The organism is Enterococcus sp. DIV0901a (assembly GCF_051711525.1).
GTDB lineage: Bacteria > Bacillota > Bacilli > Lactobacillales > Enterococcaceae > Enterococcus_B > Enterococcus_B faecium.
The window spans coordinates 206,420-230,763 of the sequence record NZ_JBIOMW010000001.1 but is presented as its reverse complement, the minus strand read 5'-3'; the positions used below and the strand labels follow the sequence as shown (position 1 = coordinate 230,763).

Here is a 24,344-nt window from a genome sequence, read left to right as displayed (position 1 = left end):
ATCGTTTTTATCGACGTTTTGTTTACTAGGCGTTCCCGTACAATAAGAACGTGATCAGGCATAAGATCGCACCGATGATCCAACCAGTTGGGATGGATTTCTTCATATATTCTCGAGAAGTTACTTTTGTATAACCTAATCCCCAAGCAACCCAAGATTGTGTAATATCTAAATGCTGAGGAGCAATCGTTGTGATTGCAAATAACGGGAACAAAAAGGCTGGCGACATCGTTGGATTAACAGCTAACACGACAGCTAAAATAGCTGAGCCTGAACCGACTAGATTCATTGGACCGCGGAAAAATCCTAGTGGTGTCAATATAGCAAATACGATTGCCAAGACTAATGGTGATTGCGGTATCCAATCTCCAAAAATAGCTGAAAAATAAGGAGAAGCATACGCAGCTGAATTATTGAACATCGCTAAGGTCATCAAGAAACCAACCATTGGTGCAACATCTACTGCGCCATCTGTAAATAATTTCGCAAACTGACGACAGATTTCTTTATAACCTCCGCGCAATTTTCCAGTAAACAGCAATGCCCAGATACCTGCTAGAATAAAACCTAAGATGATTGGAAGATCTAAAAGAACGACCCCTAAAACTGGTAATAATACGGCTAACCATGAGATCATTGGTGCGTCGCCACCTTCAGCTGGTACGTTTGCTGCCATTGCATAGCGTTTCTTTTTGTTCATTGATATATTAGCGACCGTTAGTAACACAACTAAGCTTACAATCATCCCAATCATACCAATTTGGAAATAGTCATTATAAGTATAGCTTTCAGCCGCTGGATTGAAACCAGCATAAATCGTTTGATATTGTTTGAAATTGACGATATTAGCAAAGATTCCAGCCATAATCGAGCCCATAAATGAGAACAGTGCAACCGGTACTGAAATACCTAATGACATCAAGATTGGCAACACAATAACTGCAATAGAAATCACTGGTCCGATTCCTGTCATCGACATGAATATAACAGCGGTTACAATATATAGTAAGCTCATCGTGATTCTTGGCTTGTCCCCTCCAAGTTCAACTACCTTTCGAATCAGGGTAGCTGCGATTCCGCTATCTACTAGAACACGCCCGAAAAAGGCACCAAAGAAGACATTTACCAAGATCGATTTGGCGTACTCAGCTGGCCCCGTCGTATAGATATGCGTCAACACATCAATTACTCCTTGCCCTTCCATCGCCGGGTTTGGTGAAAACGTGTTTCCGACTAGCGCTAATCCCATCCATACAGTAGCCATGATGGCAAAGCCGACCATCAAGTTGTAGCCTTTTACACAGTACCAGACCATGAAAAAGAATGAGATAACTAACAAAATACCAATAATAATATCACTCATGTTATTCCTCCGTCCATTTTGTTTTTCTGATAAGCAAACTAATATATCAGTCAAACTCATTCTAACTTATGTAGTTAGCGCTTTCATTAAAGGATGACCATAAATGTTCAGTTTTCAATTAAAAAACCTTAATTATGCTATTTTAGACTTATACGTTATTGTCCTGTTTCATTTGATGGAGGATTGTAAATAAAAAAAGAGGAAAGAACATAACTTTTCGTTATCTTCTTTCCTCTTTATAATTGTTTAGCTTATTTAGCCAAAGCTTCTTTTGCTTGGTCAGCCAATGCAGTAAATGCTGCTGCATCGTTAACAGCCAAGTCAGCTAACATTTTACGGTTGATGTCGATTTCAGCAACTTTCAAACCGTGCATTAATTTTGAGTAGCTCAAGCCATTCATACGAGCTGCTGCGTTGATACGAGCAATCCACAATTTACGGAAGTCGCGTTTCTTTTGACGACGATCGCGATATGCGTAGTTGTATGAATTCATTACTTGTTCTTTTGCTGTTTTAAATAAAGTGTGTTTTGAACCGTAGTAACCTTTTGCTAATTTTAGCACTCTTTTACGACGTTTACGAGTTACTGTTCCACCTTTAACACGTGCCATGTATAATTCCTCCTAATAAAAATAAATCTTCAGATTCTGTTATTTGTACTTCTTATTTCATTTTTGCTAGTTGTTGGCGAATACGTTTGAAGTCGCCACTAGAAACCATGCTTGCTTTACGCAATTGACGGCGTTGTTTTTTTGTTTTGCCGTGGAAACGGTGACTTGTAAACGCGCGGAAGCGTTTCAATCCGCCTTTACCAGTACGTTTGAAACGTTTTGCTGATCCGCGGTGTGTTTTTTGTTTTGGCATGACTATATTTCCTCCTCAAAATCTTTCGTTATCCGACTATCGGCTGTCCAACAGCCAGTTAGTCATTCAAATTACTTACTGTCGTTTTTCGGTGCCAGCGTCAAGAACATGCTGCGTCCGTCCATTTTCGCTTTTTGTTCCACTGTTGCAATATCCGCAGTTTCTTCAGCTAAGCGATTCAAGACTTTTTGACCAATTTCTTTATGGGTAATGGCACGGCCTTTGAAACGGATAGAAGCTTTCACTTTATCGCCCTTTTCCAAGAACTTACGTGCATTACGAAGTTTTGTATTGAAGTCATTCAAGTCGATCGTAGGACTTAAGCGAACTTCTTTTACATTGATCACTTTTTGTTTTTTACGCGCTTCGCGGTCTTTCTTTTGTTGTTCGAAACGGTATTTACCGTAGTCCATGATTCGCGCAACTGGTGGTTTCGCACCAGGGGCAACTAACACAAGATCCAAGTTTGCTTGTTCTGCAATATTCAATGCTTCTGCTTTTGTCTTAACTCCTAATTGCTCACCATCTGAACCGATCAATCGTAACTCTCGTGCACGAATGCCGTCGTTAACCATCATATCCTTTGCTATGGTCATTCACCTCCAAATATTATGAGAGAAAGAAAAGCTTACCGAATAAACGGCAATAAAAAAACGAGTTCTCTTACAGAACCCGCGCGTACTTCACCTAATAGAACCAGTGAAAACTATCTAGCCCAGTGACATTATCAACTAAGGCGAGAAGCGGGTGCTTCTGCTTTTATTTCTCAACCATCATAGTATAGCAAAAACTAATCTTTTTGTCAATGTTTTTCATACAGTTTGTCTTCCTTTTCTGAAAATGATTAGATTAGCAGACTTTCTAGCAGTGATTCCCGCTTCTTTGCTATACTAAAGAAAAACGAGGTGAACCCACATGAAAAAAATCGAACCTATTCCACCTTCTCTTCCTCTTCTTACAAAGGGAGAGTTTTATTTAGAAGATGAGGAGATCTTCTCTGGTCTTCTGATCAACGGGGGTGACCAAAGCTATCTCGATGCCAAAAATATGGTATTAAGAGAGAGTCATATCCAAAAACTTACGATGCAAAAAACAGTTTTACGTCATTTTGAATGCAGTAATGTCATTTTTGAAAAATGTGATTTTTCCAATCTGGAGTGGATTGGTGGCAGTTTCCACCAAGTCGTGTTTCATCAATGTAAATTAACAGGTACGAATTTTGCCGAAAGTTATCTTCGAGACTGTACTTTCACTGATTGTATTGCTTCGATGGCTTCCTTTAGTAGTACAAACTTGAAAGCTGTCTCCTTCGATCATTGTCAATTAGAAGACAGCGAATTTTATGAGGTCACTTGGAAAAACCTTTTTTTGTCTGACAATCAGTTGACCGGTTCGAACTGGTTTCGAACTTCTCTGAAGGGATTAGACTTTACGACTAATTTCTTCACAGCAATCGCTTTATCTCAAGATTCTTTGGCGGGACTAATCGTCAACCAAGAGCAAGCACTTGTGATCGCCCAAGCCCTTGGTTTGCAGATCAAAGACTAGATCAACGAATCCGCCGCCACAGTGCAATAAGCATCCAAATAGATAAGACCAAACTGATGATCAAGGCGATTCCCCATCCGAAAACGGAATGGGTAAAGGGTAACTGGAGATTCATTCCGAAGAATCCTGTCACAATAGTTGGAACGGTCAAGATCAGCGACCAGACCGTCAAAAATTTCATCGTGTCATTCAAGTTGTTATTCAGCAAATTATTATAAGTGCCAGAGAGCTGGTCTAAAATCTGCGAAGCTAAGTTCGTCATTTCAACTGCTTGTCGTGCTTCGATCAGCGCATCGTCCAACTCTTCTTTTTCCTTTTCTGACAACTTGCGATAAATAGCCAATGCCTTGATTTGTTCTAAAAGTACTACATTTTGTTTTGTTCCTGTAACTAAGTAAACCAAACCGATCTCTAAATCTGAAAGTTGCAGCAGATTCTTGTTCGTTGTTTTTTCTCTTAATTTCAGATTAAGCCGCTGACGTTCACTATTCACTTCCTCGATTAAAGGAAAAAAGGAATCAGAAATCAAAAACAATGTACGAAACAATAAACTGTATACACTCATGTCTGGCATTCGTTCCAAAAGCGATCGAATTAGTCGAATCACGTACTCGGTATTCGGCGTGGTAAATGTAAACAAACCGTCTTCTTTTAAAATAAAAGCGATAGGACTAGTTTCATAATGATTATCGACTTTTTGCTGGTGCGGAACATTTGATACAAGCAGTAACGCTTCATCAAAAGAATCGTACTCTACGCGCGCCCGTTCATTTTTATCTAGAGAATAAGTCAGCATCTCGTCACTAATGCCATATTCTTCTTTTAAGTTTTTAACAGCTAGCACATCGTTTTGCTGTACATTGATCCAAAAATTACGGTCTTGATTAAAATAGTGTTTTTCCCGCATACTCTATCCTCCTGACATTTGTTTCCAGTATAAAGAAAAAAGTCGCTCAAATAAAGGTTTACCCTTTATTTGAGCAACTGTAAATCAAATGGCTACTTTGGTTTGGCGAATCTCTGCTAATTTTTCTTCGATCATTTTCAAGACTTCTTCTTTTGCTTGAGGATCTTCCACAAAATTATAGCGGTCTCCATCGATTTGGATTTTTGGACTTTCTTTGTATTCTTCATACCATTGATCGTAACGTCTGTTCAATTCTTTGTAATAATCGTATAGACTTGGATCAAAGGACAATTGTTCATACGAACGACCACGTTTTTCGATACGCTCCAACATCGTATCAAAAGATACACGAATATGAACTAATAAATCCGGATGTTTTTTATGGGCAGCATAGGGAAGTTCTTCCATCATGTTTTCCAGCAGTTCATCATACACACGAACTTCTGTTTCTGTTGCTCTTCCTAGATCTGCATTTAGATGGAAAAGCAGTGAATCTTCATAAATCGAACGGTCCAATACATTATTGTCATCTTTCATTGCTTGTTTGATGCTTGCAAAACGTTTATTCAAAAAATAAATTTGCAGCAAAAAAGCATACTGTTCAGGGTTTGCATAAAATAAGGGCAAGACTTCATTATCATCAATCGATTCATAAAATGCTTGACTATCAAAGTGTTCAGCCATCATTTCTGTTAAACTTGATTTTCCGGCACCAATTGTACCTGCTAAAACGATCACGCTCATTTACCTCCAGCTCACTTCATCACTAAATATTGTGTTTAACTCCAACCTTTTTAAATATACCCCCAATATCTAGTAGTGTCAATTGTATTTTTTTCTAGTCAAAGAAGAAAAAAAGTCAAAAAATTCTTAAGAAAAAAGTGTTTTTTCTTTAGAAAACGTATTCTTAGTTTTACTTCTGAGATGGTTTTAGTAAAATAAAGGAGGAATGTTTTTTGAGACCCTTAGTGGACAAAAAAATTCGTGAAGCAGCGCAACTCGTTTTGGGCGCTTTATTTTTTGCTTAAAAATCACTTTTACGTGAGAAGGAGTTAGATTATGGCAAACTATGGCCAAGGAGAATCAAGCGGAAAGATCATATTGATGGGCGAGCACGCGGTTGTTTATGGAGAACCAGCGATTGCCTTTCCTTTCTATGCAACAAAAGTCACCGCATTCCTTGAAGAGCTGGATGCAATGGACGATCAACTGGTTTCTTCCTACTATTCAGGAAATTTAGCCGAAGCTCCTCATGCATTAAAAAATATCAAAAAATTATTCATTCACTTAAAAAAACAGCATGACATCCAAAAAAACTTGCAACTGACCATTGAAAGCACGATTCCTGCTGAACGTGGAATGGGATCAAGCGCTGCAGTCGCCACAGCAGTCACTCGTGCTTTTTATGATTACTTAGCATTTCCTTTGTCTCGTGAAATACTATTAGAAAATGTCCAGCTTTCGGAAAAAATCGCCCACGGTAATCCTAGTGGAATCGATGCAGCCGCTACTAGCAGCTTGCAGCCGATTTATTTTACAAAAGGGCATCCTTTCGACTACTTTTCTTTGAACATCGATGCTTTTTTGATTGTCGCTGATACAGGAATCAAAGGACAAACAAGAGAAGCCGTCAAAGATGTCGCTCACCTCTTTGAAACCCAGCCTCATGAAACTGGACAAATGATCCAAAAATTAGGATACTTGACGAAGCAAGCAAAACAAGCAATCATTGAAAATTCACCAGAAACGTTGGCACAGACAATGGATGAATCACAATCACTTCTGGAAAAGCTGACAATCAGCAATGATTTTCTTAATCTATTGATCCAAACAGCAAAAGATACCGGGGCATTGGGTGCCAAATTAACTGGCGGTGGACGCGGTGGCTGTATGATTGCATTAGCACAAACAAAAACAAAAGCCCAAGAAATCAGTCAAGCACTTGAAGATGCGGGTGCTGCTGAAACTTGGATACAAGGATTAGGAGTACATACCTATGTTTAAAGGCAAAGCACGCGCATATACCAACATTGCTCTAATCAAATATTGGGGTAAGAAAAATGAAGAACTCATCCTTCCAATGAACAACAGCCTTTCGTTAACATTGGATGCATTTTATACAGAGACAGAAGTCATCTTTTCTGATAGCTATATGGTAGATGAATTTTATCTAGATGGCACCTTGCAAGACGAAAAAGCAACAAAAAAAGTCAGTCAGTTTCTTGACCTTTTTCGTAAAGAAGCCGGCCTCTCACTAAAAGCTTCAGTAATCAGTCAGAATTTCGTTCCTACCGCAGCTGGATTAGCCTCCTCTGCCAGCGGGCTAGCTGCTTTAGCAGGCGCTTGCAATACTGCTCTTAAGCTTGGATTAGATGATCTCTCTCTTTCAAGATTTGCTCGACGCGGGTCTGGTTCAGCTTGCCGAAGTATTTTCGGTGGTTTCGTCGAATGGGAAAAAGGCCATGACGACTTAAGTTCTTACGCTAAGCCAGTCCCTTCCGATTCTTTCGAAGACGATTTAGCAATGGTTTTCGTTTTGATCAACGACCAGAAAAAAGAAGTGTCCAGCAGAAATGGGATGCGTCGGACAGTCGAAACATCCAGTTTTTATCAAGGCTGGTTAGATTCCGTTGAAGGGGATCTATATCAATTGAAACAAGCAATCAAAACAAAAGATTTCCAACTTCTCGGAGAAACGATGGAAAGAAACGGACTAAAAATGCATGGAACGACTTTAGCTGCCCAGCCTCCATTCACTTACTGGTCTCCTGACAGCTTAAAAGCGATGGATGCGGTGCGACAATTGAGAAAGCAAGGCATTCCATGCTACTTTACGATGGATGCTGGCCCTAATGTCAAAGTTTTAGTGGAAAACAGCCATTTATCTGAGGTACAAGAAACATTTACCAAATTATTTAGCAAAGAACAAGTAATTACTGCCCATGCTGGTCCAGGAATTGCGATTATTGAATAAAGGGAGATTTTTATGATTGAAGTATCTGCACCAGGCAAACTCTATATTGCCGGAGAATATGCAGTTGTTGAAACAGGCCATCCAGCAGTTATCGCTGCAGTCGATCAATTCGTGACAGTCACTGTAGAATCTGCACGAAAAGTCGGAAGTATCCAATCTGCACAATATAGTGGGATGCCTGTACGTTGGACAAGACGCAACGGAGAATTAGTTTTAGATATTCGGGAAAATCCTTTTCATTATATCCTTGCTGCTATTCGCTTGACTGAAAAGTATGCACAAGAAAAAAACATTCTTTTATCCTTTTATGATCTGAAAGTAACAAGTGAGTTAGACAGTTCAAATGGCCGGAAATATGGATTGGGTTCTAGCGGTGCCGTGACCGTTGCAACGGTCAAAGCCTTGAATGTTTTTTACGCGTTGAATTTATCTCAGTTGGAGATTTTCAAGATTGCAGCACTAGCCAATTTAGCAGTTCAAGATAATGGTTCCTGCGGCGACATCGCTGCTAGCTGTTATGGTGGCTGGATCGCTTTCTCAACCTTCGACCATCCTTGGCTCCAAGAACAAGAAACTCAGCATTCTATCAGTGAGTTACTTGCCCTGGATTGGCCAGGTCTATCCATTGAGCCATTGATTGCTCCTGAAGATTTACGTTTATTGATTGGTTGGACGGGTAGCCCTGCCTCTACTTCTGATTTGGTCGATCAAGTTCACCGTTCGAGAGAAGATAAAATGGTGGCTTATCAGCTTTTCTTAAAAAATAGTACAGAATGTGTCAACGAAATGATCAAAGGGTTTAAAGAAAATAATGTAACGTTGATCCAACAGATGATTCGAAAAAACCGACAATTACTGCATGATTTATCTGCAATCACTGGGGTCGTCATCGAAACGCCTGCTTTGAACAAATTGTGTAATTTAGCTGAACAGTATGAAGGAGCCGCAAAATCTTCTGGTGCAGGTGGTGGCGATTGCGGAATCGTAATTGTTGACCAGAAATCTGGCATTCTTCCTTTAATGAGTGCATGGGAAAAAGCAGAAATCACTCCACTGCCGTTACATGTCTATAGCGATCAAAGAAAGGAAAACCGATGAATCGAAAAGACGAACATGTTTCACTAGCTAAAGCCTTTCATGATAAACAAAAAAACGAATTTGACTTCGTACGGATCATCCATAACCCTTTGCCGCAAATAGCAGTTTCTGATGTTGATCTAAGCACACAGGCAGCTGGTTTTACACTAAGTAGCCCGTTTTATATCAATGCGATGACTGGCGGAAGCGAAAAAACAAAAAAAATCAACCAAGATCTTGCAATCGTCGCAAGAGAAGCAGATTTGATGATTGCCACTGGTTCAGTCAGCGCTGCCTTGAAAGACCCTTCTTTAGCTGATACTTATACGATTATGCGACAAGAATATCCTCACGGGAAAATCATTGCCAACATCGGTGCAGGGACTTCTGTCGAAAGAGCCCAAGAAGCTATCCGATTGTTTCACGCAGATGCCTTACAGATTCATTTGAATGCACCTCAAGAGTTGGTTATGCCTGAGGGAGACCGTGATTTTACCAATTGGAAAGTACTTATTCAAGAGACTCAAACAGCCATTGACGTCCCCCTCATCGTAAAAGAAGTCGGTTTTGGCATGACAAGAGAAACGCTCAATGATCTAGCTGCTTTAGGAGTTCATACAGTTGATATCAGCGGTCGAAGCGGAACAAGCTTCACCCAGATCGAAAACGCCCGTCGCTCCAAGCGGGAACTGAGTTATTTAGCTGACTGGGGGCAATCGACAGTCTCTTCATTGCTTGAAGCAAATGAAGCAGACACTTCTATGGAAATCCTAGCCTCCGGAGGTATCCGCAATGCCTATGACATATTTAAAGCCCTTTGTCTCGGCGCAAATGCAGTGGGTACTTCAGGAACCGTACTGACGCATCTGATGAATCACGGCGTAGAAGAAACTATTATACTGATGAAGCAATGGCAAGAAGAGCTTCGTCTGCTTTATACTATGGTCGGCGCAACGAATACCGCGGCCCTACACCAACACTCTCTGATCTTTTCCGGACCAGTGAAGGATTGGTGCGAAGCAAGAGGGATCGACTTAGTGAAGTATGGAAGACGCACAGAAAAGAGCGTGGGACAAAAGTAAAGAACACTTTTGTCTCACGCTCTAAACACGTACAAACGGCGGAAGCAAAAGCAACTCCAAGAAATAAGCTGAAATTCACAAAAATTTGAAAAGCAATTTTCGTGAATTCCTTCTTATTTCTTGGAGTTAAACACTTCTGTCCCAGCCTCTTTTTTCGAATAAATGATGTTTAATCAGCTGTCCTTCGGTATTCGTTCAATCCGCTGATTTCACAACCTCTCCACTAAACAGTGTACTAAAGCTCTTTTAAGGTTGTTTTCCGATATAGGCAAGTATGCCTCCGTCCACATACAAGACATGGCCGTTAACGAAATCAGATGCGCTAGAAGCCAAGAAGACAGATGGTCCAGCCAAATCGATTGGCTCGCCCCAGCGTGCTGCTGGCGTACGTCCAACGATAAATTGATCGAATGGATGACGTTCACCGTTTTCTTGTGTTTCGCGTAATGGAGCAGTTTGCGGTGTAGCAATATAACCTGGTCCAATTCCATTACATTGGATATTGTATTGACCGTATTCAGAAGCGATGTTTTTCGTCAGCATTTTTAATCCGCCTTTTGCCGCAGCATAAGCACTGACCGTTTCGCGTCCTAATTCACTCATCATGGAGCAGATATTGATGATTTTACCGCCGCCTTTTTCGATCATATCCGGAATAACTGCTTTTGAAACGATGAATGGGGCATTTAAATCCACGTCGATTACTTGGCGGAAGTCTGCCGCATCCATTTCGATCATCGGTGTCCGTTTGATGATCCCTGCATTGTTGACTAGAATATCAACTGAACCTACATCTTCTTTGATCTGTTGAACCATCGCTTGAACCGCTTCTTCATCGGTCACATCGCAGACATAACCTTTTGCATCGATGCCTGCTTCTTTATAATGCGCTATACCTTCATCAACTGATTCTTGGTTCAAGTTATTAAATACGATTTTTGCTCCTGCTGTAGCTAAAGAGCGTGCAATCTCAAATCCAATACCATAGACAGCACCGGTGACTAATGCTACTTTTCCATCTAAACGAAACATATCCATACTAAATTCCATCATTTTCTCTCCCTTATGCTTATTTTAATTGATCCATTTGCACCATATCCATGTCTGTATAGGTGATATTTTCTCCGCACATTGCCCAGATGAATGAGTAATTGCTTGTACCTACACCTGAATGGATCGACCAGCTTGGCGAAATAATGGCTTGTTCATTGTCTACAACTAAATGTTTTGTTTCATCTGGTTTGCCCATCATGTGGAACACACGTGTATCTTCATTGGCATAATCAAAGTAGACATAAGCTTCCATACGACGTTCATGTGTATGACAAGGCATCGTATTCCAAGCACTTCCTGGTTCTAAAATCGTATAACCCATTTGTAATTGACAGCTTTCGCATACATTTGGATGGATGTATTGATAGATTTTACGTTCATTCAGTGTCAGGCCTTCACCAGTTTCCATTGGTTTTACTTGGTCGATACTGATTTTTACATTTGGATATTTATGATGAGCTGGAACAGAACTAATATAGAATTTAGCTGGGTTTTCAGCATCTTGAGAAGAAAATACAACATGTCGTGTTTCTTTTCCGATATAGTATCCGTCTTGTTTTTTCATTTCTTCTTTTTGCCCATCGATCTCGATGAATCCTGGTCCACCGATATTGATCACACCTAGTTCACGACGCTCTAAGAAGTAATCAACACCTAGTTCTTTGTCTAATGTGATTTCTAATTCTTTTTCAGTAGGTGTCACTCCACCAAAGATCATTCGATCGTTGTGCGTATAAGTCAAACTGATTTTCCCTGGTTCAAATACCTTTTCTACTAAAAATTCTTTTCTCAATTGTTCCGTTGAATAATGACGGATATCTTCTGGACTGTGTGTATAACGTGTTTCCATTTCTTGCATTTTCTTCTACTCCTTCTATCGAATGATTTTTCCAGAGCCGCATGCTAAAAATTGTGCGACTTCTTCTTGACTAAATTGGTTGCAGTCCCCATGGATCGTATGCTTCAAGGCAGAAGCTGCCGTAGCAAAATCAATGATTTCTTGCGGAGACATATTGGATAAAATCCCATGGAGCACGCCACCTGCAAAAGCATCTCCGCCACCTACTCGATCCACGATTGGGGTAATTCTATGGACTTGGGATTCCACATATTCATGGTTCATCCACAATGTCCCCTTCAGTTCATTTTCACTTGCTGAATGAACGGTACGCTTGGTCGAATAAAACACCTGAATATTCGGGAACTTTTCCTGCATTTTTTGATAATAATAAATTAGAGGTTGTTCTTCTGCTTCTGGCGCTTTCTCGATACCTAACAAATAAAGAGCATCCATTTTTCCAGCTGAGCAGATATCTACTAAAGGTAAAAGCTGATGGATTACTTCACTGGCTTCTTGCTGTGTCCATAATTTTCCACGATAGTTGATATCGAAGCTGATCAGGCAGCCAGCTCTTTTTGCAGCTTCTATCACCTGTTTCGTCATTTTTTGCCATTTTTTAGACAAAGCTGGGGTGATTCCTGAAACATGAAATATATCTATTCCTTGGAATAACTCCTCTAGCGACCATTCCAAATGATCCATTTCAGCAAAGCTTGATCCGGCACGATCATAGATCACTGAGGCGGCGCGTTCGCCACTACCAGTTTCCATATAATAAGTACCTAGTCTTGGTCCACCAGATAATACCTGTTTCGTATCTACCCCATAACATTGCAAGTGCTTTTTGACTGCTTTTCCCAATGCGTTATCAGGTACTTTTGTAGCAAAAATCGCTTCATGTCCGTAATTAGCTAAAGAAATTGCTACGTTTGCTTCCCCTCCGCCATAATGGGCAGCGAATCGTTCACTTGAATCAATACGGGTTCCCTGCTCTGTGGACAATCGCAACATGATTTCTCCGAGTGTCACTACTTTTCCCATAAGCAGCTACCTCTTGATTTCTTTCATTTTTGCTGCATACTGTTGCGCGACTTCCGTTACTTTGTCGAAATCTCCTGTAGCTGCGGGTGCTAAAAGGTTCCCACCTACTCCGACTGTTACGACACCAGCATCGAACCACTCTTTCATATTGTCCAGACTCACACCGCCAGTTGGCATGATATTGACTTGAGGCATCGGCGCCTTGAAGGCAGAAATGATACTTGGTCCATAAGCGCTTCCAGGAAATAGTTTGACGATATCTACCCCGCTTTTCAGCGCTGTTTTGATCTCGGTAATAGTCATACAACCTGGTAAGTAAGGAATTTGATACAGATTACACATCTCTGCCGTTTCTTGATCAAAGGAAGGGCTAACAATATACTCTGCGCCAGCTAAGATAGCCAAGCGAGCTGTGACAGCGTCTAATACTGTGCCTGCGCCAATCACTATTTCTGGTTGGTCTTTGTAGAATGACAAAAGTTCTTTGATTACTTGATCTGCTTGAGGGACTGTAAAAGTCAACTCAATACCAGTTAGACCACCTTTGATGATTGCGTGGCAAGCATTCAAAGCTTCTTCTTTGCTTTTTCCGCGTACCACCGCAATCACTCCGGCGTTTTTCAATCGAGATAAAATATCAATTTTTTTCATCTTCTCCACCTATTTCCTATTTAGAAATTTTATTTTATAACTTGGAAATCTATACCCATATTATACGGCAGAAAAGAAAAATTGCAAACGCTTTTTTCATTATTTTTGAATTCTTTGCTCGATTTCGCTTTTTGTTTGCTTGAGGGCACTGATTATTTGTTCTTTTGTCTCATCTGTTAAACGATATTTCGGCATACTTACACTAAATGCACCAATGATTTGTTCGTTTTTCACGATTGAGGCTCCTATACAAAAAATATCACGTTCGATTTCTTCATCGTCAAATGCGATGTGGGTTTCTTTTACCGTTTGGATTTCCTTTTTCAACCGTAATGCGTTGGTGATCGTATATTCTGTGTAAGGGATCAACGGATGCTTTTCAAGATAATCAGTGTACTGCTCTTCACTGAATTCTGCTAATACGGCTTTGCCCATCGCAGAATTGTATAATGGTCGGGTGATTCCGATTTTTGAAGACATGCGGATCGTTTGATGTTTTGGATCTAGTTTGTTCACGTACAAGATCTCATTGTTGTCCAATACTCCTAAGTGGATAGTCTCATCGATCTTTTGCTGCAGCTGTTCTAAAAACGGTAAAGTCAACTCTACCAAATCGATTTGTTCAATGTTTTTATTCGCGTAGCGAATAAGCTTTGCACCTAAACGATAGTTTTTCTCTGAATTTTTATTTACGTAGCCGATCATCAGCAAAGTATCTAGTATTTTCAAGACTGTAGAAGAGGTCATTCCCACACCCTTTGCGATCGTCTGCAAAGAGACATCTTGGTTTTCCGCTAAATAGTCTAGTATTTTAGAGGCTTTGATCAATACAGTTCCATAAGGCTTTTTATTTTCCATATAATATTCTCCTATTTCTTTATAAGAAAAATTATAGCGGAAATACCATCAATTTAAAAGAGATATCCAGATATAAACTACCATTTCTCTTTACAGGCAATTTAATGTTGAAGATCCGCTTCGTTTTTACATCAAACTTTGATATAAAGCAATGATTTCTTCTACTGTCGTTTCTCTTGGATTTCCTGGTGTGCATACATCTCGCAAAGCATCTTCTGCAATTGCTGGGATATCTGCTTCTTTTACACCTAATTCAGAAATGGTTTCTGGGATTCCAACCGCTTTGCTCAACCGATCGATCTCACCACAAGCCGCTTCTCTTACATCTTCTAAAGACATTTCAGCTGCTCCTTTAATCCCTAGAACAAGAGCGATCTCACGGTACTTTTCTCCAGTATATTCTTTGTTATATTTCATGACAGTTGGCAAAAGTGCTGCACACGCTACGCCATGAGGAATGTTGTACCATGCACTTAACGGGTGAGCCATCCCGTGTACCAGTCCTAAACCGACATTTGAGAAGCCCATTCCCGCAATATACTGTCCTAATGCCATTTTTTCTCGTCCATTTTGATCGCCATCTACAGAAGCTTCCAAAGAATGACCGATGATTTCGATTGCTTTTAAATGCAGCATATCAGTCATTTCCCAAGCGCCTTTTGTGATAAACCCTTCAATAGCATGCGTCATAGCATCCATACCTGTTGATGCAGCCAATTTTTTCGGCATTCCCATCATCATATCGCTGTCGATGAACGCGACGATTGGGATATCATGAGGATCAACACAAACAAATTTTCGGTGATTTACTTCATCTGTGATGACGTAGTTGATCGTTACTTCTGCTGCTGTTCCAGAAGTCGTTGGTATAGCTAATATAGGTAAACATGGATTTTTCGTATCAGCAACACCTTCTAAACTAATGACGTCTGAAAACTCTGGATTCGTCAAAATAATCCCAATGGCTTTTGCCGTATCGATTGGCGAACCTCCACCGATTGCGATCAAACAGTCTGCCTCTGCCTCTTTAACAAAAGCCACTCCATCTTTTACATTTTGGATCGTTGGATTAGGTACGATCCCGTCGTATAAAGCATAATCGATTGCTGCTTTATCTAGAAGTTCTGTTACTTTTGTTGCTATACCGTGCTCGATCAATCCTTTGTCAGTAATGACAGCTGCTTTGCTGAATCCTCGCTGCTGAAATTCAGGGACGATCGACTCAATCGCTCCTTTTCCAAAATACGATGTTTCATTTAAAATCATTCGATTACTCATTTTTTATTCCTCCTAATTTGTATTATTTTTCACAATAAAAACGAAAGAACCCCAAGCAACCGGTTGCCCAGTTGCTTGTTACTACAGTTCAAAGACTGGCATCAATTCCCAACTGACTGGAGAGGCATCTGGATTTGTCTCCATGATATCTTCCATGTACTTCCACCATTTTTGATTGATAGATGTATTTGCCATTTTTTCCCATAACTTTTCATCTTCGATCACTAAGTAACCAAATAACAAACTTATACTCGGATCAAGATAGATCGAATAGTCGATGACCCCGTGTTCACGAAGTGCTGTACGCATTTCTGGCCAAAGTTCATCATGTCTTTTTTTGTATTCTTCTTGTTTTTCTGGGTAAACTTTCATGCAAAAAGCTTTTTTCACCATGTCAGACACCTGCTTTCGTATGAACTTCCTCCAAATAACCTGCTTTCGGAGTAACACCAAACGCATCTGCTAAGCGCCACAGATTCTCGTCTGTGATTGTTTGCAAGATTGGTCCTTGCGCTTTGACGTACGTATAGACTTCTGCTGCCTTTTCTGCTGTCTCGATCAAACCAAAGACTTCATCCATGTCTTTTCCTGACCCGTAGATTCCATGTTGTGGCCATAAAACCAATCGAGTTTCTTTCATTTTTTCAGCTGTTGCTTCCCCAATCTCATTTGTTCCCGGAACCATCCACGGAATGATGGAAATTCCTTCTGGAAAAACAACTAAGCATTCCGTACACATTTGCCATAGCGTACGACTAAAGGAACGTTCGTCTAATTCATGCGTAAAACTCATCGCTAATAGATGACTAGCATGGCAATGCATAACGATCCGATTCTCTGGGTCTACTTCTAAACGGGCGATATGACTCATGAAATGACTTGGCAACTCGCTTGTAGGAAGGCATTCGTTTTCCAGCCCCCACAAAAGTTCCAGTGTTTTGCCATCTTCAGCAACTCGAACGATTCCAAGATTCTCGGCAGGTTCGCTCGCTACATTTTTAAAATATCTTCCTGAACCAGTTACAATAAAATAGCATCCTGCTAAACGGCTGGCATCAAAAATCATCGAGATGCGGCGGATCACTTTTTCAGGATCCAAGAACGGTGTGATCTCTTCTTCTTTTAGTAAATAAGAAATATTCCCGCCATTTCTTTCATCCCATCCCAAGCGATAAAGATTCGACGTCGTTTCGATCATTTCTTTCACATAAGGCGCTTGTAAAATATCTATTTTTTTCAATATAGCCACACTCCTATTTTCTTAATTCCAACACGTCTTTTTGATATTCCTGGACTTCTTCCAGCCAATCCAAACCAACTGGAACTTGATTTTTGTAACAGAAATAATTCCATACATCGGCATACGGGAAATCTTTCAATTCTTCCGTATAAGCCATTCTTGAAGTAAAGTCAAAAGCCAGCTCCATTTCTTTCAATCGCTCAACTGGTTCCAGCATAGCTTTCAGCAGTGCTTTTTGTGTATTTCTCGTACCGATGACCCAAGCAGCGATACGGTTGATCGTTGCATCAAAGAAATCCAGACCGATATTTGTTTTTTCCAACAATTCGTTACGGACTAATTCTTTAGCGATTTCCTGCAATTCATCATCCATCAAAACCACATGGTCTGAATCCCAACGCACTGGACGGGAAACATGCAGCATGATTCCTTTGCTGAATAAAGCTAATGAAGATAATTTATTGGAAATCACTTCTGTTGGATGAAAATGTCCAGCATCTAGACAAACAAGTTTGTCACGAGTCAACCCGTAACCCATATAAAATTCATGGGAACCGACTGTATAAGCTTCAGCGCCTAAACCAAATAGTTTGCTTTCTACTGCATCTTGTACATACCGTTCATCTAACTCTTCTGTAAAAATTTCATCGAGTGATTCCATTAAACGTTTCCGTGGGGTAAAACGATCAATCGGATTATCTTTCATCCCATCAGGTACCCAAAAGTTATTGATACTTGTTTGCCCAGTTTCTTTCCCAAAGTACTCCGCGATTTTGCGGCTTCTTTTCCCGTGTTCGATCCAGTATTCACGAACTTCTTTATCTGGATGAGCCAATGTAAAGCCGTCTTTCATCATTGGATGCGAAAAGAAAGTCGGATTGAAGTCAAGACCGATTTCTTCTTTTTTTGCCCACTCTACCCATTTTTCAAAATGTTTCGGCTCAATTTCATTTAGATCGACAGATTCTTCTGTATCCAAATAGATAGCATGAAGGTTCAATTTGTGTTTGCCCGGTATCAACGAATAAGCCTTCTCCAGATCTTGTCTAAGCTCTTCAGGTGTTCGTGCGGCTCCTGGAAAATTCCCTGTCGCCATGATTCCACCGGTCAATTCGCCATCCGGTGTCAAGAAACCTTTGACATCATCTCCTTGCCAGCAATGCATAGAAATTTTGATGTCCTGTATCTTTTCTAGTACAGCATCTGTATCTACACCGATAGTTGCATATTTTTCTTTTGCTTGTTCGTAATTTTTTTCAATCGTGTTCATACGATTACTCCTTTGATTTTATTCACGTACCATTCCATCGTGTTTTGCTTATTTTCATCTGGGTAAAAAGTTTCACATGGAAACGACTGTTTGATTACATTTCTTGCTTGTTCTATATTCGAAAACTGACCTGTACTGAGCATTTGCATGGCAACATTCCCGATTGCTGTGGCTTCACTAGGACCTGCTTCTACAATGATTCCGGCATAATCTGCTGTCAATTGATTCAGTAGACGATTATTCGATCCGCCCCCTACGATGTGCAGCTTTTCCAATTTCGTTCCAGTTAAGTGTTCTACTTTGATCAGCTCTTGTGCGTAACAAAGAGCAAGATTATCATACACACAACGAGCGATAGCTCCCGATGAGACAGGGACTGGCTGCTCTGTTTCAAAACAGTATTGCTGAATCTCTTCTATCATATTTGGGGGATTCAAAAATCGAGGGTCATTGATTTCCATCACTTGCTGCAGCGGTTTTTCTTTTGCAGCAAGCTCTGCCAATTCCGCATAACTGTACTCGTACTCTTGCATTCGGGCAACTTCCTGGATCAACCACATCCCCATGATGTTTTTCAAAAAACGCACCGTGTTATGGGCACCCCATTCATTCGTATAATTTTCAGAAAAAGCATTGCGAGAAACATTGGCGATCTTTGTTTCAATCCCTAAAAGCGACCATGTCCCACTGCTGATATAACCCCAACGTTCTCCTTGACCTGGCGTTCCTAATACAGCTGACGCCGTATCATGACTTGCTACTGTGATAAAGGTCACATCTGGCAAATCATATTTTGAAAATTGTTCTTTTTGCAGATCTCCTAGTATCGTTCCCGGCTCTGTCAATGGTGGAAATAATTCCTTCGAGACACCGATTTTTTCAAGAAGTTCTATTTCCCATTCTTTTGTCCCTGCATTCAGCAGCTGCATAGTAGATGCATTAGTTTTCTCCGTCACCATGTTACCAGTAAAGACATACCCTAAATAATCAGGTATCAGTAACAATTTATGTGCTTTTGCCAAATTTTCTTTTTCTTCAGCAAACAATTGGAACAAGGTATTGAAAGGCTGGATCTGAATCCCTGTCTGCTCATACAACTTATCTAGAGAATAGATTTCAGAAAACTGTTCTACTGCTCCATTGGTACGCTTGTCCCGATAAGCAATCGGATCATTTATCCGATCCCCTTGTTCGTCAATCAGACAGTAATCGACTGCCCATGTATCGATCCCCGCAAAAAGACGATCAATCCCTGTCTGCTTTAATTTTTCAAATCCAATCAAAATCTCTTTGATAAGATAATCGATCTTCCAGCGATCGTGACCGTCTTTGTTCCGAAAGCCGTTTTTGAACCGGTGCACTTCTTCCAAGATCAAAGAACCTTTTGCATCCCTCGTACTTTTCATTAGTCGTCCGCTTGATGCACCGATATCGATGGCAACAAATGTTGGATTCATTTCTCCACCTCTTTTACTTTATTGTTGATTAGCACTTTATTAATAAAGCGTTATCATTTATTAACAATGCTATCATAATACAGAATCTTATATTTTGCTTCACACTATTTTGGTATATAATTGCATTATCTTGACAAGTTGGGAGTGTTTACATGGATTACTGGGAAAAAGCCAACCACTCATGGTCGGAAGACTCAAAAAGAGTGATCTTGACGCCTACACAAAGAAGCAGGAATTTATTTTTTTATATCCAAGAAATCGGTTACTTCAAAGCACCAATCCCTTACTATACTGAACGAGCACATTTACCTTCTTACTTGATAAAGTTTACTTTGTCTGGCGAAGGTTCGCTTACATATAATGATAATCAGCAACAGCTAAAAGCTGGAGACTTATTTTTTATTGACTGCCAAGAATATCAGCGTTATCAAACGATCAGCGAAGAACCATGGGAAATGGATTGGATCCATTTGAATGGTCAGAACGTCCAATCATTTTATCAGGAGTTCACAAAAGACGGCCATAACACCTTCCATTCAACAGGGGATCCATCAGAAAACAAGATCCACCATTTGATCACAGAATTGATCCACATGCAACAAGGCACGAATGCCCGTACCGATTTCCAGTCCTCTGTAGCTATCCACGAGTTGCTGAATGAACTGATTTTGCAAAAGTATCAGCTAGATTTCGAAGAAGAGGATATTCCCGCCTACGTTTACAAACTGAAGCAATACTTAGACGAACATTTCAAAGAAACGATTACACTTGATCAATTAGAACAACAATTCTTATTGAATAAATATCAGCTGAGCAAAGATTTTTCCAAATTTATCGGTTCTCCACCAATCGATTATTTGATCAGCAAAAAACTTTCTTACGCTAAAGACCTTCTTCGGTATACAGAATTTACGGTTCGAATGATTTCCGAAGAAATAGGGATTGAGAATTTTGCTTACTTTAGCCGCCTGTTCAAAGCAAAAACAGGACTATCGCCGAGAGACTTTCGTAAATTCAGCTGATTCATATAATATGTACGTCATTTTTTCAAAATATTTTGAAATATATAGATAAAAATAAAATAACCGCAGTTTCTGCTTCTATGTAAACAACAGCAGCTACTGCGGTTATTTTTTAGTGATCATTCTCATTGTTCATCTTCAAAATGTTCATAATGAACAAGCTGGTTTTGTGTATCGCGTTTCAAAAATTCTTTAGGCGTTATACCAAACTCTCTCTTGAATGCTTTCAGAAAATGCGGATAAGATGAAAAACCACTTTTACTATATACAGCACTAGAGCTACGGTACTCTCGCAACAAGTGCTTGGCATAGATCAGCTTTTTCTTCATTACATACTGATGAAACGTAAATCCAGTGTACTTTTTGAATTCTCGAGTGATATGGTATTTGCTGACAAAAAATTGCTTCTCCATTTCCTCTAAAGAAAGCGGATGAGATAAATTTTTTGAGATATATTGTAACATTTGTTCCACACGCTCATTTGGAACTACAGCATTCTGTTCTTGCGCACTCTCTTCTTTTTGTACAACTTGATTGAGAAAAATCAAGTATTCTACCAGAGCTTGTTCATATTTTATGTCTTCACCATAAATTTTTTTATCAGGAGGATGGTCGATAAATGATAATTTTTGCTTCAATACTTCCTGTTCGACTTGCAATACACGACTCCTTTTCTCTCCCATTGGTTGAAAACAAGCCGATAGATTAGACCATGGCGTGGAACGACTTTCCAGAAAAGAAGGGGTGACAAAGATATAGACACGCTCGAATACATCTGAAGATTGGCGGACGATACGATGCAAATCGTTGGAATGGATGAGCAGCACACTTCCTGCTTTTATCGTAAATTGCCGTCCGTTCAAATAAAAAGTCGCTTCGCCCTTTAATGTAGCATGGATCTCATAGAAATCATGGTGATGGTAGATTGTTTTATTTTGACTGACGACATCTTTGACATGATAGATTTCATACTGATCAGAAACCATCGTATTGACTTGTTCACCGCTGATTTTCTTTTGGAGCATGTGTTGCACCTCCTTCGTTCAGTTATGCACAATCATATTATATCACGTTTTTTGTAATCAAAAAGAGCTGCTTTTATATACTCTTATAAAAAAGAAGAGACGTGACATCTTCTAGCCCCGCCCCCTCCATTCTAAATATTAGTTAATCAATGTCTTCTTTACATTATTCAAGAAGACTTCTTCCATAACGAATCCCATCATCTTTTGTTTCTTCAAGAACCACATACAGATACGGACGGTTCTTCTTGATGATTTCTTTGATTTTTGTGTACTCGATCATACCGTCTCCCAAATTTACCGGCACGATTTTTTCCTGTTCGACACGAAAATCTTTCAAATGAACCGCACATATTTTTTCACCAAAACGCTCAAAAGCTTCTTCTACCAATTGGACTTGTTCTTGATAATCAGTACTTGTGATCAAATTTGTCGGATCTAAAATGATTCCCAGATAGTCCGAATCCACTGCTTGGATCAGCTGCTCTACTCTTGCTAAAGAATACACCGGATGATTCAAACCTGGTTCTATCCCCACCATCATTTGGTATTTTTCTCCAGCTTTTACCAAGCGACGGATAACGGACACTGCTTCAGCAAATGCTTCATCTGTGAAATTTTCTTCCGTATATTGGATTTCCGGCAAGACACATCCAGTTTCCGAAGCAACCATCGACGCACCAAAGGAAGAAGCATAGCGAAGATACTGCTCGAACTTTGTCAGCAACTCTTCTCGTATCGTTAAATCTGGATGAATCATATTGATATAGCAACTTAAAATTCCTACAGTCACTTCTTGCTTTTCTAAAACTCGTTTGACATAATTTCCCATCCCAGAATTGATTTCATTTGCGCCAGAAGGTATTGCAGGAAACGAAAGACCTAAGGCGAGCTGCAGTGTATGGATCCCTTGTTCTTTTGTTTTTTCTGCAAGATCTTCTATCGTTTGGACTTGGGAAAGATCATGTCCTCTAATTGTAATGTTTAACATAATTATTCTCCTAACTCAGCATATTGGGTAGCCACATGACGATTTGCGGGAAGTAAGTAATCAAAAACAAGACGACTAAGATAACCCCATAAAAAGGAAGAAGCGGTTTCAGCATTGCCTCTGCTTTTACGCCTCCTACACTTGCACCGACATATAGTCCTGTACCTACTGGCGGCGTGATGGAGCCTACACACAGATTCATGATTGAAAACAACCCGTAATGTACAGGATCAACCCCTACACTTGTGACGATTGGTAAAAATATTGGTGTAAAAATCAAGATAGCAGGCGCCACATCCATAAACATACCCACCAGTAATAACACAAGATTGACTAATAACAGAATAATAAATTTATTATCCGTTACGCCCATAATCAACGAACTAATTGCCTGAGGAATACCGGTAAACGCCATGGCGAAAGACATCATGGAAGAAGTAGCTAATAAGAACATGATCGTCCCTGACATTGCTACTGATTGAAACAACATATTAGGTATATCTTTTAGTTTTACCGTTTTATAGTAAAACATAGCAATCAACAGGGAGTAAATGACAGCTATCGCTGAAGCTTCTACTGCTGTAAATATCCCCGTCAAGATACCACCGATAATGATGACAATCAATAGAAGGCTAGGAATCGCCTCTTTTATTATTTTTCCAGCATGAGCCATCTGTCCTTTTTCGACAACAGGGTATTTATTCTTTTTAGCAACGATGAATGCTACTAGCATGATTCCTAGCGCCCACAAAGCCCCTACGAGATAACCTCCCATAAATAAAGCAGAGATCGAAGCACCACCAGCAACAAGTGAATACATGATAAAAGCAGTACTTGGAGGAATGACCATACCTGTCGGAGCTGACGCGATATTGACCGCTGTCGCAAACTTCCGGTCATATCCTTCTTCCACTTGCTGAGGGATCAACACTCCACCAATCGCGGTAGAAGCGGCAATGGCCGAGCTAGAGATGGAACCAAATAAAGCATTCCCTAACACATTCGTATGAGCCAAAGCCCCCGGCACGCGCCCGACGAACAACATCGCAAAATCCACTAGTTTCTTAGCTATCCCTCCATTATTCATGATAATGCCCGAGAGAACGAAAAACGGAATAGCGATCAGCGAAAAACTATTGATACTTCCCACCATTTTTTGAGCTGAACTAAAAGCAGAAACATCAAACGGTATAACTAACAATAAAGTCATCATCGATGAGAATGCAATACTTATAGCAATCGGCATCCCTAATACAAGCAACACAACAAATACAAAAAATAACACTAATCCGGCTTCTATTGCCATTTTATTCCTCCATTTTTATATTTTTTCTTGAATTGCTGGCTTGTTGCTTAATGTATCGATTAGATTGATCAGGCTATAGATAATGATGAGTACCCCCGATACAGGTACTGACAGATAAACATATCCCATAGGAATACTTAACGAAGGCGAGATCTGCCCCATTGTCAATGTGACAGCATTCCATCCGCCATACACCATGATCATCGCAGCAAATACCAGAAATAAACTTTGAACAACAACTTCTAAAATTTTACTTTTTTTGCCAGTTAATTTTTCACTTAAAACCGTTACGGCTAAATGTGCTTTTTGTCCCACAACATACGCGGAAGACAACATGGCAAACCAGACAAGACCGAATCGAACAAGCTCTTCCGTGACCGTATTTGGATTTCCTAAAACCGTTCTGGAAAATACTTGCCATAAAACAACAGCGACCATCCCAACAAGCAAAACAGCTCCCAGGATCTCTAATACCTTGTTTAAAATCATTTTCATCACA

The 24,344-nt window shown here is 40.0% G+C and carries 26 protein-coding genes and 1 other annotated feature; of the genes, 6 read left to right on the top strand and 20 right to left on the bottom strand.

Annotation, left to right across the window (positions count from 1 at the left end):
* Positions 1 to 25: 25 nt before the first annotated feature.
* From IGL70_RS01140 to infC, 4 genes are all read right to left on the bottom strand, one after another.
* Entirely contained in the window at positions 26 to 1,363 is a 1,338-nt protein-coding gene (locus IGL70_RS01140) for a citrate transporter (RefSeq protein WP_104873879.1), read from the bottom strand.
* A 251-nt stretch (positions 1,364 to 1,614) separates the two neighbouring features.
* On the bottom strand, positions 1,615 to 1,974 hold the full coding sequence (rplT, locus tag IGL70_RS01135; protein ID WP_002289310.1) for a 50S ribosomal protein L20: 360 nt from the start codon (positions 1,972 to 1,974) through the stop codon (positions 1,615 to 1,617).
* A 52-nt stretch (positions 1,975 to 2,026) separates the two neighbouring features.
* Complete coding sequence (gene rpmI, locus IGL70_RS01130; protein ID WP_002289309.1) at positions 2,027 to 2,227, bottom strand: 50S ribosomal protein L35; 201 nt, start codon at positions 2,225 to 2,227, stop codon at positions 2,027 to 2,029.
* Positions 2,228 to 2,298: 71 nt separating this feature from the next.
* A complete protein-coding gene (gene infC / locus IGL70_RS01125) occupies positions 2,299 to 2,823 on the bottom strand; it encodes a translation initiation factor IF-3 (RefSeq protein WP_002293357.1) in 525 nt (174 codons plus the stop codon).
* 43 nt (positions 2,824 to 2,866) lie between these two features.
* Positions 2,867 to 2,992: a sequence feature (ribosomal protein L20 leader region), on the bottom strand.
* Positions 2,993 to 3,142: 150 nt separating this feature from the next.
* Here infC and IGL70_RS01120 point away from each other — a divergent pair.
* Entirely contained in the window at positions 3,143 to 3,775 is a 633-nt protein-coding gene (locus IGL70_RS01120) for a pentapeptide repeat-containing protein (RefSeq protein ID WP_002294161.1), read from the top strand.
* A gap of 1 nt (position 3,776) precedes the next feature.
* Here IGL70_RS01120 and IGL70_RS01115 read toward each other — a convergent pair whose 3' ends face one another.
* Both IGL70_RS01115 and IGL70_RS01110 read right to left on the bottom strand, forming a co-directional pair.
* Complete coding sequence (locus IGL70_RS01115) at positions 3,777 to 4,682, bottom strand: magnesium transporter CorA family protein (protein WP_002294163.1); 906 nt, start codon at positions 4,680 to 4,682, stop codon at positions 3,777 to 3,779.
* 84 nt (positions 4,683 to 4,766) lie between these two features.
* The gene (locus tag IGL70_RS01110; RefSeq protein ID WP_002294164.1) at positions 4,767 to 5,426 is read right to left on the bottom strand and encodes a deoxynucleoside kinase; all 660 of its coding nucleotides are present in this window, start codon (positions 5,424 to 5,426) and stop codon (positions 4,767 to 4,769) included.
* A gap of 315 nt (positions 5,427 to 5,741) precedes the next feature.
* On the opposite strand from IGL70_RS01110, the gene mvk reads away from it, so the two are divergent.
* Genes mvk through fni form a run of 4 tightly spaced genes read left to right on the top strand, consistent with a single transcriptional unit; the run spans position 5,742 to position 9,815 of the window.
* Entirely contained in the window at positions 5,742 to 6,686 is a 945-nt protein-coding gene (gene mvk, locus IGL70_RS01105; RefSeq protein ID WP_002288231.1) for a mevalonate kinase, read from the top strand.
* Positions 6,679 to 7,656, top strand: coding sequence for a diphosphomevalonate decarboxylase (mvaD, locus tag IGL70_RS01100; protein WP_002288232.1), 978 nt, complete (start codon positions 6,679 to 6,681; stop codon positions 7,654 to 7,656). Before mvk ends, mvaD begins: the two co-directional genes overlap by 8 nt.
* A gap of 12 nt (positions 7,657 to 7,668) precedes the next feature.
* On the top strand, positions 7,669 to 8,754 hold the full coding sequence (locus IGL70_RS01095) for a phosphomevalonate kinase (RefSeq protein WP_002288233.1): 1,086 nt from the start codon (positions 7,669 to 7,671) through the stop codon (positions 8,752 to 8,754).
* A complete protein-coding gene (gene fni / locus IGL70_RS01090; protein ID WP_104873880.1) occupies positions 8,751 to 9,815 on the top strand; it encodes a type 2 isopentenyl-diphosphate Delta-isomerase in 1,065 nt (354 codons plus the stop codon). Before IGL70_RS01095 ends, fni begins: the two co-directional genes overlap by 4 nt.
* 246 nt (positions 9,816 to 10,061) lie before the next feature.
* Here the strand turns inward: fni and IGL70_RS01085 are convergent, their stop codons facing one another.
* The 10 genes from IGL70_RS01085 to rhaB all read right to left on the bottom strand — a co-directional run bounded on the left by IGL70_RS01085 (position 10,062) and on the right by rhaB (position 19,504).
* Entirely contained in the window at positions 10,062 to 10,865 is an 804-nt protein-coding gene (locus tag IGL70_RS01085; protein WP_002294167.1) for a gluconate 5-dehydrogenase, read from the bottom strand.
* A 19-nt stretch (positions 10,866 to 10,884) separates the two neighbouring features.
* Positions 10,885 to 11,727, bottom strand: coding sequence for a 5-dehydro-4-deoxy-D-glucuronate isomerase (gene kduI, locus IGL70_RS01080; protein ID WP_002288239.1), 843 nt, complete (start codon positions 11,725 to 11,727; stop codon positions 10,885 to 10,887).
* Between the two features lie 15 nt (positions 11,728 to 11,742).
* Complete coding sequence (locus IGL70_RS01075) at positions 11,743 to 12,750, bottom strand: sugar kinase (protein WP_010727250.1); 1,008 nt, start codon at positions 12,748 to 12,750, stop codon at positions 11,743 to 11,745.
* A gap of 6 nt (positions 12,751 to 12,756) precedes the next feature.
* Positions 12,757 to 13,401, bottom strand: a complete 645-nt coding sequence (locus IGL70_RS01070) for a bifunctional 4-hydroxy-2-oxoglutarate aldolase/2-dehydro-3-deoxy-phosphogluconate aldolase (RefSeq protein ID WP_002288242.1) — start codon at positions 13,399 to 13,401, stop codon at positions 12,757 to 12,759.
* 99 nt (positions 13,402 to 13,500) lie between these two features.
* The gene (locus tag IGL70_RS01065; RefSeq protein WP_002294170.1) at positions 13,501 to 14,259 is read right to left on the bottom strand and encodes an IclR family transcriptional regulator; all 759 of its coding nucleotides are present in this window, start codon (positions 14,257 to 14,259) and stop codon (positions 13,501 to 13,503) included.
* A gap of 126 nt (positions 14,260 to 14,385) precedes the next feature.
* Positions 14,386 to 15,537 carry a lactaldehyde reductase gene (gene fucO / locus IGL70_RS01060; protein WP_002325229.1) on the bottom strand — a complete coding sequence of 384 codons (1,152 nt, stop codon included), beginning with the start codon at positions 15,535 to 15,537 and terminating at the stop codon, positions 14,386 to 14,388.
* Between the two features lie 81 nt (positions 15,538 to 15,618).
* Complete coding sequence (gene rhaM / locus IGL70_RS01055) at positions 15,619 to 15,930, bottom strand: L-rhamnose mutarotase (RefSeq protein ID WP_002298313.1); 312 nt, start codon at positions 15,928 to 15,930, stop codon at positions 15,619 to 15,621.
* 1 nt (position 15,931) lies between these two features.
* On the bottom strand, positions 15,932 to 16,777 hold the full coding sequence (gene rhaD / locus IGL70_RS01050; RefSeq protein ID WP_010727249.1) for a rhamnulose-1-phosphate aldolase: 846 nt from the start codon (positions 16,775 to 16,777) through the stop codon (positions 15,932 to 15,934).
* A gap of 13 nt (positions 16,778 to 16,790) precedes the next feature.
* A complete protein-coding gene (rhaA, locus tag IGL70_RS01045; protein WP_010727248.1) occupies positions 16,791 to 18,047 on the bottom strand; it encodes an L-rhamnose isomerase in 1,257 nt (418 codons plus the stop codon).
* Positions 18,044 to 19,504, bottom strand: coding sequence for a rhamnulokinase (gene rhaB, locus IGL70_RS01040; RefSeq protein WP_002288250.1), 1,461 nt, complete (start codon positions 19,502 to 19,504; stop codon positions 18,044 to 18,046). Before rhaB ends, rhaA begins: the two co-directional genes overlap by 4 nt.
* 152 nt (positions 19,505 to 19,656) lie before the next feature.
* On the opposite strand from rhaB, the gene IGL70_RS01035 reads away from it, so the two are divergent.
* Positions 19,657 to 20,526, top strand: a complete 870-nt coding sequence (locus IGL70_RS01035) for an AraC family transcriptional regulator (protein WP_002298317.1) — start codon at positions 19,657 to 19,659, stop codon at positions 20,524 to 20,526.
* A gap of 125 nt (positions 20,527 to 20,651) precedes the next feature.
* Here the strand turns inward: IGL70_RS01035 and IGL70_RS01030 are convergent, their stop codons facing one another.
* From IGL70_RS01030 to IGL70_RS01015, 4 genes are all read right to left on the bottom strand, one after another.
* Positions 20,652 to 21,551, bottom strand: a complete 900-nt coding sequence (locus tag IGL70_RS01030) for an AraC family transcriptional regulator (protein ID WP_002374255.1) — start codon at positions 21,549 to 21,551, stop codon at positions 20,652 to 20,654.
* A gap of 163 nt (positions 21,552 to 21,714) precedes the next feature.
* Complete coding sequence (locus IGL70_RS01025; RefSeq protein WP_002307412.1) at positions 21,715 to 22,539, bottom strand: sugar phosphate isomerase/epimerase family protein; 825 nt, start codon at positions 22,537 to 22,539, stop codon at positions 21,715 to 21,717.
* A gap of 10 nt (positions 22,540 to 22,549) precedes the next feature.
* On the bottom strand, positions 22,550 to 23,845 hold the full coding sequence (locus IGL70_RS01020) for a TRAP transporter large permease (RefSeq protein ID WP_002288256.1): 1,296 nt from the start codon (positions 23,843 to 23,845) through the stop codon (positions 22,550 to 22,552).
* 15 nt (positions 23,846 to 23,860) lie between these two features.
* A complete protein-coding gene (locus IGL70_RS01015) occupies positions 23,861 to 24,340 on the bottom strand; it encodes a TRAP transporter small permease (protein WP_002288258.1) in 480 nt (159 codons plus the stop codon).
* Positions 24,341 to 24,344 lie beyond the last annotated feature (4 nt).